The 14,658-nt window shown below is 67.2% G+C and carries 16 protein-coding genes and 1 pseudogene; 16 read left to right on the top strand and 1 reads right to left on the bottom strand.

Going from position 1 to position 14,658, the window contains the following annotated elements:
* Nucleotides 1-19 precede the first annotated feature (19 nt).
* The 9 genes from BB334_RS05450 to BB334_RS05410 all read left to right on the top strand — a co-directional run bounded on the left by BB334_RS05450 (nt 20) and on the right by BB334_RS05410 (nt 6,689).
* Entirely contained in the window at nt 20-532 is a 513-nt protein-coding gene (locus tag BB334_RS05450; protein ID WP_068805354.1) for a YceD family protein, read from the top strand.
* A gap of 30 nt (nt 533-562) precedes the next feature.
* The gene (gene rpmF, locus BB334_RS05445; protein ID WP_068805351.1) at nt 563-742 is read left to right on the top strand and encodes a 50S ribosomal protein L32; all 180 of its coding nucleotides are present in this window, start codon (nt 563-565) and stop codon (nt 740-742) included.
* A gap of 95 nt (nt 743-837) precedes the next feature.
* Nucleotides 838-1,854 (top strand): phosphate acyltransferase PlsX, encoded by a 1,017-nt coding sequence (gene plsX, locus BB334_RS05440; RefSeq protein WP_068805348.1) that lies wholly within the window; start codon nt 838-840, stop codon nt 1,852-1,854.
* Nucleotides 1,851-2,816: a beta-ketoacyl-ACP synthase III gene (locus BB334_RS05435; protein ID WP_068805346.1), complete on the top strand. Its 966-nt coding sequence runs from the start codon at nt 1,851-1,853 to the stop codon at nt 2,814-2,816. Before plsX ends, BB334_RS05435 begins: the two co-directional genes overlap by 4 nt.
* Before the next feature lie 34 nt (nt 2,817-2,850).
* Nucleotides 2,851-3,783, top strand: coding sequence for an ACP S-malonyltransferase (gene fabD, locus BB334_RS05430; protein WP_068805343.1), 933 nt, complete (start codon nt 2,851-2,853; stop codon nt 3,781-3,783).
* 2 nt (nt 3,784-3,785) lie between these two features.
* The gene (gene fabG, locus BB334_RS05425) at nt 3,786-4,535 is read left to right on the top strand and encodes a 3-oxoacyl-ACP reductase FabG (protein WP_068805341.1); all 750 of its coding nucleotides are present in this window, start codon (nt 3,786-3,788) and stop codon (nt 4,533-4,535) included.
* A 90-nt stretch (nt 4,536-4,625) separates the two neighbouring features.
* A complete protein-coding gene (acpP, locus tag BB334_RS05420) occupies nt 4,626-4,865 on the top strand; it encodes an acyl carrier protein (RefSeq protein WP_068805339.1) in 240 nt (79 codons plus the stop codon).
* Nucleotides 4,866-4,955: 90 nt separating this feature from the next.
* A complete protein-coding gene (gene fabF / locus BB334_RS05415; protein WP_068805336.1) occupies nt 4,956-6,191 on the top strand; it encodes a beta-ketoacyl-ACP synthase II in 1,236 nt (411 codons plus the stop codon).
* A gap of 21 nt (nt 6,192-6,212) precedes the next feature.
* Nucleotides 6,213-6,689, top strand: coding sequence for a protein YgfX (locus BB334_RS05410; protein WP_068805334.1), 477 nt, complete (start codon nt 6,213-6,215; stop codon nt 6,687-6,689).
* Here BB334_RS05410 and nadB read toward each other — a convergent pair.
* Complete coding sequence (nadB, locus tag BB334_RS05405; RefSeq protein WP_068805332.1) at nt 6,686-8,278, bottom strand: L-aspartate oxidase; 1,593 nt, start codon at nt 8,276-8,278, stop codon at nt 6,686-6,688. The genes BB334_RS05410 and nadB overlap by 4 nt on opposite strands.
* A gap of 235 nt (nt 8,279-8,513) precedes the next feature.
* On the opposite strand from nadB, the gene rpoE reads away from it, so the two are divergent.
* From rpoE to lepA, 7 genes and pseudogenes are all read left to right on the top strand, one after another.
* A complete protein-coding gene (rpoE, locus tag BB334_RS05400; RefSeq protein ID WP_068805330.1) occupies nt 8,514-9,113 on the top strand; it encodes an RNA polymerase sigma factor RpoE in 600 nt (199 codons plus the stop codon).
* Between the two features lie 8 nt (nt 9,114-9,121).
* Nucleotides 9,122-9,685, top strand: a complete 564-nt coding sequence (locus BB334_RS05395) for a sigma-E factor negative regulatory protein (RefSeq protein ID WP_068805327.1) — start codon at nt 9,122-9,124, stop codon at nt 9,683-9,685.
* Complete coding sequence (locus tag BB334_RS05390) at nt 9,682-10,656, top strand: MucB/RseB C-terminal domain-containing protein (protein WP_068805325.1); 975 nt, start codon at nt 9,682-9,684, stop codon at nt 10,654-10,656. The genes BB334_RS05395 and BB334_RS05390 overlap by 4 nt, the downstream gene beginning before the upstream one ends.
* 1 nt (nt 10,657) lies before the next feature.
* The gene (locus BB334_RS05385) at nt 10,658-11,125 is read left to right on the top strand and encodes a SoxR reducing system RseC family protein (protein ID WP_068805323.1); all 468 of its coding nucleotides are present in this window, start codon (nt 10,658-10,660) and stop codon (nt 11,123-11,125) included.
* Nucleotides 11,122-12,543: a DegQ family serine endoprotease gene (locus BB334_RS05380; protein ID WP_068805321.1), complete on the top strand. Its 1,422-nt coding sequence runs from the start codon at nt 11,122-11,124 to the stop codon at nt 12,541-12,543. Before BB334_RS05385 ends, BB334_RS05380 begins: the two co-directional genes overlap by 4 nt.
* A pseudogene (locus BB334_RS05375) lies at nt 12,543-12,805 on the top strand (glutaredoxin family protein); the annotation flags it as partial. The gene BB334_RS05380 and the pseudogene BB334_RS05375, both read left to right, overlap by 1 nt.
* A gap of 55 nt (nt 12,806-12,860) precedes the next feature.
* Nucleotides 12,861-14,657 carry a translation elongation factor 4 gene (gene lepA / locus BB334_RS05370; RefSeq protein ID WP_068805317.1) on the top strand — a complete coding sequence of 599 codons (1,797 nt, stop codon included), beginning with the start codon at nt 12,861-12,863 and terminating at the stop codon, nt 14,655-14,657.
* The last annotated feature ends 1 nt before the right edge of the window (nt 14,658 follow it).

Genomic DNA, 14,658 nt, shown 5'->3' with positions numbered 1-14,658 from the left:
TTGATATACTCACGCGCTTATGTCGGAGCAAAGCGTTCAATCCTCTTACATTGCCGACCCGTTCCGGTTCGCGGCCGAAGGCCGAAGCCTGTCCGGGACGGTGGCTGTTGCACGGCTCGTCCGTCTCGCGGATGCGCTCGCGGACGACAGCGGGACGGTGGTCTTCGGGATCGTTGGCCGGCTCGATGCCGAGCGCAGGCCGCAGTTGCGGCTGACGGCGCAGGGCGTGCTGAATCTGCGCTGCCAGCGCTGCCTCGGCGCGATCGCCTGGCCGCTCCAGCTCGACAGCGTGCTGCAGCCGGTGCGTTCGGGCCAGCCGATCCCGGAAGAGGAGCTGGAAGACGACGAGGTCGATGCGATCGAGGTGGATGGCGAACTCGGCGTGCTCGGTCTGGTCGAGGACGAAATCCTGCTTGCGCTGCCGATCGCACCACGACACCAAAACTGTGATTCGCTCCGCCCCGACGGCGGAACGGTAAAGGAATCGCCTTTTGCCAAGCTGTCCGCGCTACGCGGCACGGGCAAGAACTAGGCGCAAACATTTGTATCAGGAGCATTAATCATGGCCGTTCAGCAGAACAAGAAATCCCCCTCCCGTCGCGGCATGCGTCGTTCGCACGACGCCCTCGGCACCCCCGCGCTGGCCGTCGAGTCGACCACCGGCGAAGTGCATCTGCGTCACCACGTGAGCCCGAACGGTTTCTACCGCGGTCGCAAGGTCATCGCCACCAAGGGCGAGTGACCGGCTCCGCTGCCTGATCCCGAGGGCGGCGCAGCGCATCCGGCGCTGCGCCGCCTTTTTTTCCCTGAAGAATTCCTGATTCACGCGAGATGCCGATGGATGTCACCATAGCAGTGGACTGCATGGGTGGCGATCACGGTGCGGTCGTGACCGTTCCGGCCGCACTCAATTTCCTGCGTGCCCACCCCGCAGCCCGCGTCATTCTGGTGGGGCGTGAAGAACTCATCCGCCCCCTGACCGAACAGGCCGCCGCCCGGTTCGGTGATCGTCTGCGCATCCGCCACGCTAGCGAGGTCGTCATGTCCGACGATCCGCCCGCGATCGCGATGCGCACCAAGAAGGATTCCTCGATTCGTGTCGCGGCCGACCTCGTGAAGGCGGGCGAGGCCGATGCGGCCGTCTCCGCCGGCAACACCGGCGCGTTGATGGCGATTTCCCGTTTCGTCCTGAAGACCCTGCCCGGCATCGACCGGCCGGCGATCGCCTCCGTGCTGCCCAACCTGCGCGGCCACTCCTATGTGCTCGATCTCGGCGCGAACGTGGACTGCTCGGCCGAGCATCTGCTCCAGTTCGGCGTCATGGGCGCGATGCTGGTGGCGGCCATCGAGCACCGCGAGCGCCCCAGCGTGGGCCTGCTCAACATCGGCGAAGAGGCGATCAAGGGCAACGACGTCGTCAAGGAGGCGGGCGAGCTGCTGCGCGCGAGCGGGCTCAACTTCTACGGCAACGTCGAGGGCGACGACATCTACAAGGGCACGGTCGATGTCGTGGTGTGCGACGGCTTCGTCGGTAACGTCGCGCTGAAGACCTCCGAAGGTCTTGCCCAGATGCTCGGCACTTTCCTGCGCCAGGAGTTCACCCGCAACTGGCTCACCAAGCTGACGGCGCTGGTGGCGATGCCCGCGCTCAAGCGCTTCAAGCAGCGCGTCGACCATCGCGTCTACAATGGTGCGCCGCTGCTCGGCCTGCGCGGGGTGGTGGTCAAGAGCCACGGTTCGGCCGACGCCTTCGCCTTCGAGCAGGCGATCAACCGGGCGGCCGAGGCGGCGGGCAACAGGCTGATCGAGCGCATCAGCGAACGCATGGCGAGCATGAGCGAGGGGAAAGCATGATTCATGTAAGGATTGCCGGCACGGGCAGCTATCTGCCGGGCGAGCCGGTCAGCAACGACGACCTGGTCGCACGCGGCATCGACACGTCGGACGAGTGGGTCGCGGCCCGCACCGGGATTCGCGCCCGCCACCTGGCCGCGGCGGACGTGGGCGCGAGCGACCTCGCGCGCGTCGCTTCCGAGCGCGCGATCGAAGCGGCCGGCTGCGACCCGGACGATATCGACCTCATCATCGTCGCCACCTCGACGCCCGATTACATCTTTCCCAGTACCGCGGCCCTGCTCCAGTCCAAGCTCGGCATCCGCAACAGCTGCGCCGCCTTCGACGTGCAGGCGGTGTGCGCCGGCTTCATCTACGGGCTGACCATCGCCGAGAAGTTCATCCGCTCGGGCAGCCACAAGCGCGCCCTCGTGGTCGGTGCCGAAGTCTTCTCGCGCATCCTCGACTGGTCCGATCGCAGCACCTGCGTGCTCTTCGGCGACGGCGCGGGCGCGGTGGTGCTCGAGACCTCGGACAAGCCCGGCATCCTCGCTTCCGCGCTGCATGCCGATGGCAGTCACCACCCGATTCTGTGCGTGGCCGGCAGCGTCGCCTCGGGGCAGGTGATCGGCGATCCCTTCCTCCGCATGGACGGGCAGGCGGTGTTCAAGTTCGCGGTGAAGGTGCTCGGCGAAGTGGCCTCCGAGGTGCTCGACAAGGCAGGCGTATCGGCCGAATCGGTCGACTGGCTGATCCCGCACCAGGCCAACCTTCGCATCATCCAGGCCACCGCGAAGCGGCTCGGGCTGTCGATGGACAACGTGATCACCACCGTAGCCCGGCACGGCAACACCTCTGCGGCGTCGATTCCGCTCGCGCTCGACGTCGCCGTTCGCGAAGGGCACCTGCAGCGTGGCCAGCGGATCGTCCTCGAAGGCGTCGGCGGCGGTTTCACCTGGGGCGCGGCGCTGATCGACTTCTGAGCGCCCGTACGCAATCTCGAAAAGCGGAGAAATAATGGCTTTTGCACTGGTTTTTCCCGGTCAGGGGTCGCAGTCCGTCGGCATGATGAATGCTTATGGCGAGTCTGCGGTGATTCGCGAGACCTTCGCCGAGGCGTCCGAGGCGCTCGGTGAGGACTTGTGGCGGATGGTGTGCGAGGGGCCGGCCGAGCGCCTCGCGCTCACGGTCAACACCCAACCGCTGATGCTCACTGCCGGCGTCGCCACCTGGCGCGCCTGGCTCGCCGCGGGCGGTCTGCAGCCGGCGATGGTCGCCGGTCACAGCCTCGGCGAGTATTCCGCCCTGGTCGCCGCCGGCGCGCTGGCCTTTGCCGATGCCGTGCCGCTGGTGCGATTCCGTGCACAGGCGATGCAGGAGGCGGTGCCGGCGGGCGACGGCGCGATGGCGGCGCTGCTCGGCCTCGAGGTCGATGTGGTGCGTGAAGCCTGCGCCGAAGCGGCGCAGGGCGAGGTGGTCGAGGCGGCCAACCTCAACGCGCCGGGCCAGATCGTCATCGCCGGCGCGAAGGCGGCGGTGGAGCGCGCGGTCGACGCCGCCAAGGCACGCGGCGCCAAGCGCGCGGTGCTGTTGCCGGTGTCCGCGCCTTTCCATTGCGCGCTGATGCGTCCGGCGGCCGAACGGCTCGCCGAGCGCCTCGCGAACGTCGCGATCGCGACGCCGCAGATCGAGGTGCTCAACAACGTCGATGTCGCGGTCCGCACTGCGCCGGACGAGATCCGCGACGCCCTCGTGCGCCAGGCCTTCTCGCCGGTGCGCTGGATCGAAACCGTGCAGGAGATGGGGCGCCGCGGCATGAGCCACGTCATCGAATGCGGTCCGGGCAAGGTGCTCGCGGGCATGACGAAGCGCATCGCGAAGGAAGTGGAAGGCGGCTCGGCGCACGATGCGGCGAGCCTGGAACAATCGATTGCTGCGGTGAGGGCCTGAGCATGAGTTTTTCGCTTGAAGGGCAGGTCGCCCTGGTAACCGGCGCGTCGCGCGGCATCGGTCGTGCGGTCGCGCTCGAGCTCGGCCGCCTCGGCGCAACCGTGGTCGGCACCGCCACCTCCGAGGCGGGCGCCGCCGACATCGACAAGGCGATCGCCGATGCGGGTATGAAGGGCGCGGGGATGATGCTGAACGTCACCGACGCCGCCGCCTGCGAGGCGCTGGTGGGCGAGGTGGAGAAGCGCTTCGGCGTCGTCGGCATCCTGGTCAACAACGCCGGCATCACCCGCGACAACCTCGCGATGCGAATGAAGGACGAAGAGTGGGATGCGGTGGTAGACACCAACTTGCGCGCCGTCTTCCGCATGAGCAAGCTGGTGATGCGCGGGATGATGAAGGCGCGCGCAGGCCGCATCATCAACATCACCTCGGTGGTGGCGTCGTCGGGCAACCCCGGCCAGGCCAACTATGCGGCGGCGAAGGCGGGCGTGGCGGGCATGGCCCGCGCGTTGGCGCGCGAGTTGGGCAGCCGCAACATCACGGTCAACTGCGTGGCGCCCGGCTTCATCGACACCGACATGACGCGCGCATTACCTGACGCGGCGCGCGATGCCCTGCTGGGCAATATCGCGCTCGGCCGCCTCGGGCGTCCGGAGGAGATCGCCGGCGCCGTCGCCTTCCTCGCTTCGCCCGCCGCCGCCTACGTGACGGGTACCACCCTGCACGTCAATGGCGGCATGTACATGTCCTGATCGCAGGCGGGATAGCGGTTCCCCGTCGTTTTGGTAGAATACGCCGGCTTTTCCCAATTTACAGACCATAGGGTCTAGAAGGAGTTTTTCATGGAAAATATCGAGCAGCGCGTCAAGAAGATCGTCGCTGAGCAACTTGGCGTGAACGAATCGGAGATCAAGAACGAGTCCTCGTTCGTGGACGATCTCGGCGCGGATTCGCTGGATACCGTGGAACTGGTGATGGCGCTCGAGGAAGAGTTCGAGTGCGAGATCCCCGACGAGGAAGCCGAGAAGATTACCAGCGTTCAGCAGGCGATCGACTACGTGAACGCCAACGTCAAGAAGTAACAACGTCAACGCTTCCTTCCGGGTCCCGCGCACCGCGGGGTCCGGATCGAATCATCATTTCCTCCGCCTTGTTTCCATACGGAGCTGCCAGTGTCGCGTCGTAGAGTCGTCGTGACCGGTCTGGGACTCGTCTCGCCGGTCGGTAATACTGTTCCCGAAGCGTGGGAGAACCTGCTCGCGGGCAAGAGCGGCATTACCGAGATCACCCGCTTCGATGCCAGCACCTTCCCGGTCCGAATTGCCGGCGAGGTGAAGGGTTTCGACGTGGCAGCCTATCTGTCGCCGAAGGAAGCGCGTCGCATGGACGTGTTCATCCACTACGGCATGGCGGCGGGGATTCAGGCCATTCGCGACTCCGGGATCGAGATCACCGACGCGAATTCGGACCGGATCGGCGTCAACATCGGGTCTGGCATCGGCGGCCTGCCGATGATCGAAGACACCCACAACGACTTCCTCAACGGGGGTCCGCGCAAGATTTCCCCCTTCTTCATTCCCGGCACGATCATCAACATGATCTCCGGCAATCTCTCGATCATGTTCGGCCTGAAGGGGCCGAACCTCGCCGTGGTGACTGCCTGCACCACCGGCCTCCACGCGATCGGCATGAGCGCGCGGATGATCGAGCACGGCGACGCCGACCTCATGGTCTGCGGCGGCGCCGAATCCACCGTCACCGCGCTGGCGATCGGCGGCTTCGGCTCTGCGAAGGCGCTGTCAACGCGCAACGACGACCCCGCCACCGCGAGCCGCCCATGGGACAAGGATCGCGACGGCTTCGTGCTCGGCGAGGGGGCGGGCGTGATGGTGCTCGAAGAGTACGAACACGCGGTCAAGCGCGGGGCGAAAATCTACGCCGAGGTCGCCGGCTTCGGCATGAGTGGCGACGCCTACCACATGACCGCGCCGGACACCGACGGTCCGCGCCGCAGCATGGTCAACGCGATGCGCAACGCAGGGATCAATCCCGACGAGGTCCAGTATCTGAACGCCCACGGCACCTCGACGCCGCTCGGCGACAAGAACGAGACCGAAGCGATCAAGCTCGCCTTCGGCGTCGATCTCGCACGCTCGCTGGTGGTGAACTCGACCAAGTCGATGACCGGCCACCTGCTCGGCGGCGCCGGCGGCCTCGAGTCGGTGTTCTCGGTGCTCGCGGTGCACAACCAGGTCTCGCCGCCGACGATGAACATCTTCGAGCAGGATCCGGAGTGCGATCTGGACTACTGTGCGAACGAAGCGCGGCAGATGAAGATCGAGTACGCGATGAAGAACAACTTCGGTTTCGGTGGCACCAACGGCACCCTCGTCTTCCGCCGCGCCTGAGCGGCGGGGCATGGCAAGGCCATGCGTCTGCCGCTGAGGCTCGAACTGCGCCCCTCGAGGGGCGTGATGGCGTCAGTCCTGCTCGTCCATGTGGCGGCGGCACTGACGCTTTTTCATGTGCTCGCGGGCGGGAGCGGCGGTGACTGGGGCTGGTCGCCCGCCGTCACCGCGGTGTTCCTCGGCGGGGTGCTTGCGGCGTCCCTGGCGCAGGCGCTGCGCGGGGAGCTCCGCCGTGCGGGCCGCGCGATGACGCTGGCTGCCGACGGCGGCGTGACGCTGATCGAAGGCAGGCTGGAAGTGGCGTGCCGGGTTCGTCCGGGCGCGGTGGATTTCGGCTGGGCGGTGTGGATGACGCTCGAGCCCGTCGTCGGCGATCGAGCCGGCGAGCGCCCGCGGGCGCGGGCGATGATGCTGGTTCCGGCCAACCTGCCGTCAGGAGGCTGGCGACCGCTCCGGATCTGGCTCCGGCACAAGGCCGGAGCGGCAGCGACGGGCTAGCGGGCGCGCTTGCGCCGCGGCGGGCGGAGGAGGGTGGGGCGCGGGTCGGGCAGGGTCTCGGGGTAGTCGGCTGAAGAGTGCAGGCCCCGGCTTTCCTTGCGCAGCAGTGCGCAGCGCACGATCAGGTCGGCGGTCACCACCAGGTTGCGCAGTTCGATCAGGTCGTTGCTGACGCGGAAGTTGGAATAGAACTCGTGGATCTCGCTCTCCAGCAGCCGGATCCGGTGCTGCGCGCGTTGCAGCCGCTTGGTGGTCCGCACGATGCCCACGTAGTCCCACATCGCCTGGCGCAGTTCTGCCCAGTTGTGGGTGATCACCACTTCCTCGTCGGCGTCGGTCACGCGGCTCTCGTCCCACTCGGGCAGGGTAGGGACGGGCGTCTGCGGCTGCGACAGGATGTCCTTCGCGGCGGATTCGCCGAACACCAGGCACTCGAGCAGCGAGTTGCTGGCCAGCCGGTTCGCGCCGTGCAGGCCGGTGAAGGCGGATTCGCCCACCGAGTACAGGTTGGGCACGTCGGTGCGGGCAGCGAGGTCGGTGACGATGCCGCCGCACGAATAGTGCGCGGCGGGCACCACCGGGATCGGGTCCTTGGTGATGTCGATGCCGAGCTCGAGGCAGCGCGAGTGGATTGTCGGGAAATGCTCGCGAATCCATTCCGCAGGCTTGTGCGTGATGTCCAGATAGACGCAGTCGAGTCCGCGCCGCTTCATCTCGCGGTCGATCGCCCGGGCGACGATGTCGCGTGGCGCGAGTTCGGCACGCGGATCGTGGTCGGGCATGAAGCGGGTGCCGTCGGGCAGGCGCAGCACACCGCCTTCGCCACGCACGGCCTCGGAGATGAGGAAGGACTTCTCCTGCGGGTGGTACAGGCAGGTGGGGTGAAACTGGATGAACTCCATGTTGCCCACCCGGCAGCCGGCGCGCCAGGCCATTGCCACGCCGTCGCCGGTGGCGACGTCCGGGTTGGTCGTATACAGGTAGACCTTGCCGGTGCCGCCGGTGGCGAGGACCGTATTGCGCGCGCCGAAGGTCACCACCGTGCCGGCCTCGATGTCGAGGACATAGGCACCCACGCAGCCCAGTTCGGGGTGGCCGATCTTGTCGCCGAGCACGAGGTCGATCGCGATGTGGTGCTCGAAGATGTCGATGTTCGGATGGGCGCGGACCTGCGCGCCGAGCGTCGCCTGCACCGCGGCGCCGGTGGCGTCCGCGGCGTGGATGATGCGGCGGTGGGAGTGGCCGCCCTCGCGGGTGAGGTGGTAGCCGATCGCGGATTCGTCTTCGCGGGTGAAGGGCACGCCGCGTTCGATCAGCCATTCGATCGCCCGACGGCTGTTCTCCACCACGAAGCGGGTGGCCACCGGGTCGCACAGGCCGGCGCCGGCGGTGAAGGTGTCCTGGATGTGCGCCTCGACGCTGTCGGTGGCGTCGAGCACCGCGGCGATGCCGCCCTGGGCCCACGCGCTTGCGCTGTCGGTGAGCTCGCGCTTGGTGACCAGAGCGACGCGCTGCTGGTCGGCGAGGCGCAGGGCGAGCGACTGTCCAGCCGTGCCGCTTCCGAGAATGAGGACGTCGTACTGTTTCACCCTGTATCCATCCGGCCGATGCGAGAAGGTGAAAAATATAGCACGCGGCGGTTCCCCCAGCATGCCGACATGGGCTCGACGAGGCGGGGTGTGCGCTGCGGTAAAAGCCCTGTCGGCGTCTGAACTAATTGCGGAGGGGCCTGTCTTCAGAACAGGTGTCGTTTTTTGGATTGGGGCGGGCGCTCGCGTATACTCGGATGGTTTTCGTCATCCGAAGCCAGAGACCCATAACCCCATGAGCGATCGTGAAATCGATCAGCAGCTTGTCGAGCGCGTTCAGCGCGGTGACAAGCAGGCGTTCGGCCTGCTGGTAACGAAATACCAGCGGAAGCTGAACCGTTTGTTGTCGAGGCTGATCCGCGATCCTGCCGAGGTCGAGGACGTGGCACAGGAGACCTTCATCAAGGCCTATCGGGCGCTCGGGTCCTTCCGTGGAGACAGTGCGTTCTATACCTGGCTCTACCGGATCGGCATCAACACCGCGAAGAATTACCTGGTGTCCCAAGGGCGCAGAGCGCCCACATCGACCGGATTCGATTCGGAGGAGGCAGAAGGCTTCGAGGATGCATATCAGCTGCGCGACATCAATACGCCCGAGCGGCTGCTGATGTCGAAGCAGATTGCCGAAGTCGTCGACGAGGCGATGGCGATGCTTCCCGAAGAGCTGAGGACGGCGATCATGCTGCGCGAACTCGAGGGCCTGAGCTACGAGGAGATCGCGAACATCATGGATTGCCCGATCGGCACGGTTCGCTCGCGCATCTTCAGAGCGCGCGAGGCGATTTCGGAAAAACTGCGGCCGTTGCTCGATACGGCCCCTGACAAACGTTGGTAGGTGTTGGCATGAAGGACAGACTCTCGGCATTTCTGGATGGCGATCTGGACGGGCAGGCGGGAACGCCGCTACTGGACCGGCTGCGCAAGGATCCCGCGTTGAAGAAGGACTGGGAGGCTTACCACCTGATTGGCGACGTGTTGCGCGGTGAGTCGGCCGGGTCGAGAGATTTCGTCGATCGCGTCATGGCGAAGATCGACGGCGAGCCGGTGCTGTTCGCGCCGGGGGTGGCATCCGCGGCGGCCGCCGGCCGCTCGCGTGGCGGCTGGCAGGCGCTGATGGCCGTCGCCGCCTCGGTGATGGGCGTGGCGGCAGTCGGCATCGTCGCTGCCTCGCTCTATTCGGGTGAGCCGAGAGTGGCGCAGATGGCGGAGATGAAACGAAGTGCGCCGGCGACGCCGGTGCTGGCCCAGGCGCAACCGCGCGATCGCCTGCCGATGCGCAACGTGGCCGCCGACCGCAACATCGAATACGTCTTCGCCCACCAGGGCTTGAGTGGCAGCGGGGCGATGCCCGGCGCCGTGCAATATGTCAGGGCGGTGTCCTCGGTGGTGCAGGATCCGGCCCGATGAGGAAGGTCCTCGTCGCGGTCGCCGGCTGTTGCTTACTGCTCGCGTCCTCGATCGCACGCGCCGACATGCCGGGCGACCCGCTGTCCTGGCTCGGACGCATCGCCTCCGCAGCGGAGCGGGTCAATTTCACCGGCACCTTCATGTACCAGTCGGGCGCGCATTCCGAGACTTCACGCATCGCGCACCGGGTCGACGAACACGGTCAGTTCGAGCGCCTCGAGGTCCTCGACGGCAGTCCGCGTGAGGTGATCCGTGTCGGCAGCGAAGTCCGCTGCGTGCTGCCCGACGAGCGCACCGTGATCATCGATCGGGCCAACTCGCGCCGCGTGTTTCCGGTGCGCCTGCCCGAGACCTTCGGTTCGCTCGCCGAGAGCTATCGCATCAGCAAGGGCAGGGTGAGCCGCGTCGCCGGCTACGAGGCGCAGGCGATCTTGCTCGAGCCGCGCGACAACCTCCGCTACGGCCGCACGCTGTGGGCGGAGCGCCAGACCGGGCTGCTGTTGAAGTCGCGCATCGTCGACGAGGACGGCGGGGTGGTGGAGCAGATCACCTTCAACGACGTTCGCATCGGCGGTGAGATCGGCGAGGAGTTGCTCACCCCGCGCTTCGAATACAACGACAGCTGGCGTGTCGTCCATGCCGGCGGCAACGAGATCGGTCGTGAGGAAACCGGCTGGGGGGCGACGCCGCCCCTGCCGGGCTTCGCCCCGGTGTCGGCGATGAAGCGCCCGCTCGGGCAGGACCGCGGGGAGGCGATCCATCTCGTGTTCAGCGACGGCCTCGCCTCGATATCGGTGTTCATCGAGCCGCTCTCCGCCGAAGCGCCGCAGGACCAGCTCGGCGAGCAATCGAACGGCGCGATCAACATCTACAAGCGCGCCGCCCACGGCCACCTGATCACCGCGCTCGGCGAGGTGCCCGCGCGTGCGGTGCGCCGCCTGGGTGACGCGGTGCAACCCGGCGCGCACTGACATGGAAGCTTTCGCTCGCGTCCAGCGCATCGACAACGATCGCGTCTGGTTGAAGGTGCTCGACGCCGGAGGCGGTTGCGGCCGCTGTCACGAACCGGGCGGTTGCCGTTCGGTGCAGATCACCCAGGCCTTCGGCCTGCCGCGTGACGAGTTCGCCCTGCCGCGCAAGGACGGCGTCGGGGTGGGCGACCGGGTGCGGATCGCGATCGCCGACGGTGCACCGCTGCGTGCGGCGCTCTTGAGCTACGGGCTCGGGGCGGCCCTGCTGCTGATCGGGGCTGCGGTCGGCGCCGGGGTGACGGACGGCAATGCGGACCTCGGTGCGGGCGCCGGGGCACTCGGCGGGCTCGCGCTGGCGGTGCTGTTCAATCGTATCCTCCCGCGCAGCCGCACCTGGCGCGCCGGCCTGCAGATGGAGATCGCTCCCGAGACCGCCTGCCTGCACCCGGACGGGAAGGGCAGCCGATGATCCTCGCGCTGCGCCGGATGCTGGTCGGGGTCACGCTGTCGATGCTGCTGGCCGGCAGTGCGCAGGCGATCGAGTCGCTGCCGGACTTCACCCAGCTCGTCGAGCGCCACGGTGCGGCGGTGGTCAACATCAGCGCCCGCCAGCCCCAGTCCCGGGGCCAGCCGCGCCTGCCGTTCCCGCTTCCCGGGATCGAGGACGACGACCCGGTCTTCGAGTTCTTCCGGCGCATCCTGCCCCAGCTGCCACCCGGCAGCCTGCCGCGGCCGGAGGACGACTCGCTCGGCTCGGGCTTCATCATCGACGCCGACGGCTACATCCTGACCAATGCCCACGTCGTGGAGGACGCCGAGGAGATCCGCGTCAAGCTCGCCGATCGCCGCGAATTTCGCGCGACCCTGGTCGGCGCCGATGCGCGCAGCGACGTGGCCTTGCTGAAGATCGAGTCCAAGGGGCTGCCGCACGTGGTGTTCGGCGACCCGAACGCGCTCAAGGTGGGCGAATGGGTGCTCGCGATCGGCTCGCCGTTCGGCTTCGAGCAGTCGGCCACTGCGGGCATCGTCAGCGCCACCGGCCGCAGCCTGCCGGAGGAGAACTTCGTCCCCTTCATCCAGACCGACGTGGCGATCAACCCGGGCAACTCGGGCGGGCCGCTCTTCAACCTGAAGGGCGAGGTGGTCGGCATGAATTCGCAGATCTACAGCCGCACCGGTGGCTACATGGGGCTGTCGTTCGCGATCCCGATCGATGTCGCGATGAACGTCCAGCAGCAGCTGCGCAGTCACGGCAGGGTGCAGCGCGGACGCATCGGGGTGGCGGTACAGGAGGTGACGCGCGACCTTGCCGACAGCTTCGGCCTGCAGGCCCCTGCGGGCGCGCTGGTGAGCGGGGTGGAGCCGGACGGCCCGGCGGCGCGCGCCGGGCTGCAGCAGGGCGACGTCATCCTGCGCTTCAATGGCGAGGCCGTCGAGCGCTCTGCCGAGCTGCCGCGCATGGTGGCGGCGGTACGTCCGGGCGAGCGTGCGAAGCTGACGATCCATCGCAACGGCGTGATTCGCGAACTGAGCGTCCGGGTCGGCGAGTGGGCGGACGAGGGCGAGGCGCCCGGCGGCGAGGAACCCGAGCCCGAGGAGGCACCCAACCCGCTCGGGCTGGTCGTGGTCGAGCCCAGCGAGGCCCAGCGGCGCGAGCGCGGCATCGAGCACGGCCTGCTGGTCGAGCGCGTGCTCCGCGATGTGGCGGGCGGCGACATCCGCGCCGGCGACGTCCTGCTCGCGATCGTCATCGGCGGCCGTCAGACCCGGCTCGACACGCTGGCGGACTTCGAGCGCAAGGTGCTGCCGCTGTCGCGTGGGCAGCAAGTGACACTGCTGGTCCAGCGCGAGAATTCGAGCTTCTACCAGACCCTGAGGGCAGAGTGATGACACCGACGCGCGAACTGACCGTGATGAGCCGGGAGTGGTGCCATCTCTGCCACGATCTGGTGGACGCCCTGCAGCCGCTGGCGTCCGAGCTCGGCTGGTCGCTTCGGGTGCTCGACGTCGACCAGGACCCCGCGCTCGAGGCGCGCTGGGACGAGCTCGTGCCGGTGGTGCTGCACGGGGAGGTCGAACTCTGCCATTACCATCTCGACGAGGCGGCGGTCCGTGCCTATTGCACCGCTTTCAGCTAGAATCCGCGGCTTGTCAAGGCCAACTCTTCCTCATCGGGTGCCGCGAGGCACCCTTTTTGTGTTCGCATGAACCATATCCGAAACTTCTCCATCATCGCCCACATCGACCACGGTAAATCGACCTTGGCCGACCGACTGATCCAGTTCTGCGGCGGCCTCGCCGAACGCGAGATGGAAGCGCAGGTGCTCGACTCGATGGATCTCGAGCGCGAGCGCGGCATCACCATCAAGGCTCAGACCGCGGCGCTGCACTACAAGGCGAACGACGGCAGGATCTACAACCTGAACCTGATCGATACCCCGGGGCACGTCGACTTCTCCTACGAGGTGAGCCGCTCGCTCGCCGCCTGCGAGGGCGCGCTGCTGGTGGTCGATGCCTCGCAGGGCGTCGAGGCGCAGACGGTGGCGAACTGCTACACCGCGCTCGACCAGGACGTCGAGGTGGTGCCGGTGCTCAACAAGATCGACCTCCCGGCGGCGGACCCCGAGAACGCGCGCCAGGAGATCGAGGACGTCATCGGGGTGGATGCCTCGCATGCGATCCTGACCTCGGCCAAGACCGGCCTCGGCATCCAGGACGTGCTCGAGGCGATCGTCGCCCGCGTGCCGCCCCCCAAGGGCGATCCCGAGGCGCCGCTGAAAGCCTTGATCATCGACTCCTGGTTCGACAACTACGTCGGCGTGGTGATGCTGGTGCGCGTGGTCGACGGCGTGCTGCGTCCCAAGGAAAAGATCCGCTTCATGGCCACCGGCGCCAACTACCTGTGCGAGCAGGTGGGGGTGTTCAGTCCGAAGTCGGTGGAGCGCCAGCTGCTGAGCGCGGGCGAGGTCGGCTTCATCATCGCCGGCATCAAGGAACTCGAGGCGGCCAAGGTGGGCGACACCATCACCAGCGCCACCCGCCCGGCCGCCGCGGCGCTGCCCGGCTTCAAGGAGATCAAGCCGCAGGTGTTCGCCGGCCTCTACCCGGTGGAGTCGTCCGAGTATGACCAGCTGCGCGACTCGCTCGAGAAGCTGCGCCTGAACGACGCCTCGCTGCAGTTCGAACCCGAGGTCTCGCAGGCGCTCGGCTTCGGCTTCCGCTGTGGCTTCCTCGGGCTGCTGCATATGGACATCGTGCAGGAACGCCTCGAGCGCGAGTTCGACATGGACCTGATCACCACCGCGCCGACGGTGGTGTACGAGGTCGTGCTCAACAGCGGCGAGCTGATTCGCGTCGAGAACCCGGCCAAGCTGCCCGACGTCGGCAAGTACACCGAGATCCGCGAGCCGATCATCACCGCCACGATCTTCCTGCCGCAGGAGTACGTCGGCCCGGTGATCACGCTGTGCAACCAGAAGCGCGGCGTGCAGATCGACATGCGCTACCACGGCCGCCAGGTGCAGCTGATCTACGAACTGCCGATGAACGAAGTGGTGATGGACTTCTTCGACAAGCTGAAGTCGGTGTCGCGCGGCTACGCCTCGCTCGACTACGAGTTCAAGGAATACCGCACGGCCGACCTCGTCAAGCTCGACCTCATGGTCGGCGGTGAGAAGGTCGATGCGCTGTCGGTGATCGTGCACCGGGCGAGCGCCCAGTACCGCGGCCGCGAACTCGCGTCCAAGCTGCGCGGCCTGATTCCGCGCCAGATGTTCGACGTCGCGGTGCAGGCGGCGATCGGCTCGCACATCATCGCGCGCGAGACGATCAAGGCGCTGCGCAAGAACGTGCTCGCCAAGTGCTATGGCGGCGACATCACGCGCAAGAAGAAGCTGCTCGAGAAGCAGAAGGAAGGCAAGAAGCGGATGAAGCAGGTCGGCAACGTCGAGATCCCGCAGGAGGCCTTCCTCGCGGTGCTGCGCGTCGAGGACGGCAAGTAAG

The sequence above is a fragment of the Thauera phenolivorans genome, from assembly GCF_001696715.1.
Taxonomy (GTDB): Bacteria; Pseudomonadota; Gammaproteobacteria; order Burkholderiales; family Rhodocyclaceae; genus Thauera; species Thauera phenolivorans.
The sequence above is the reverse complement of the archived record's forward strand: the minus strand, read 5'-3'. Positions and strand labels throughout refer to the sequence as shown.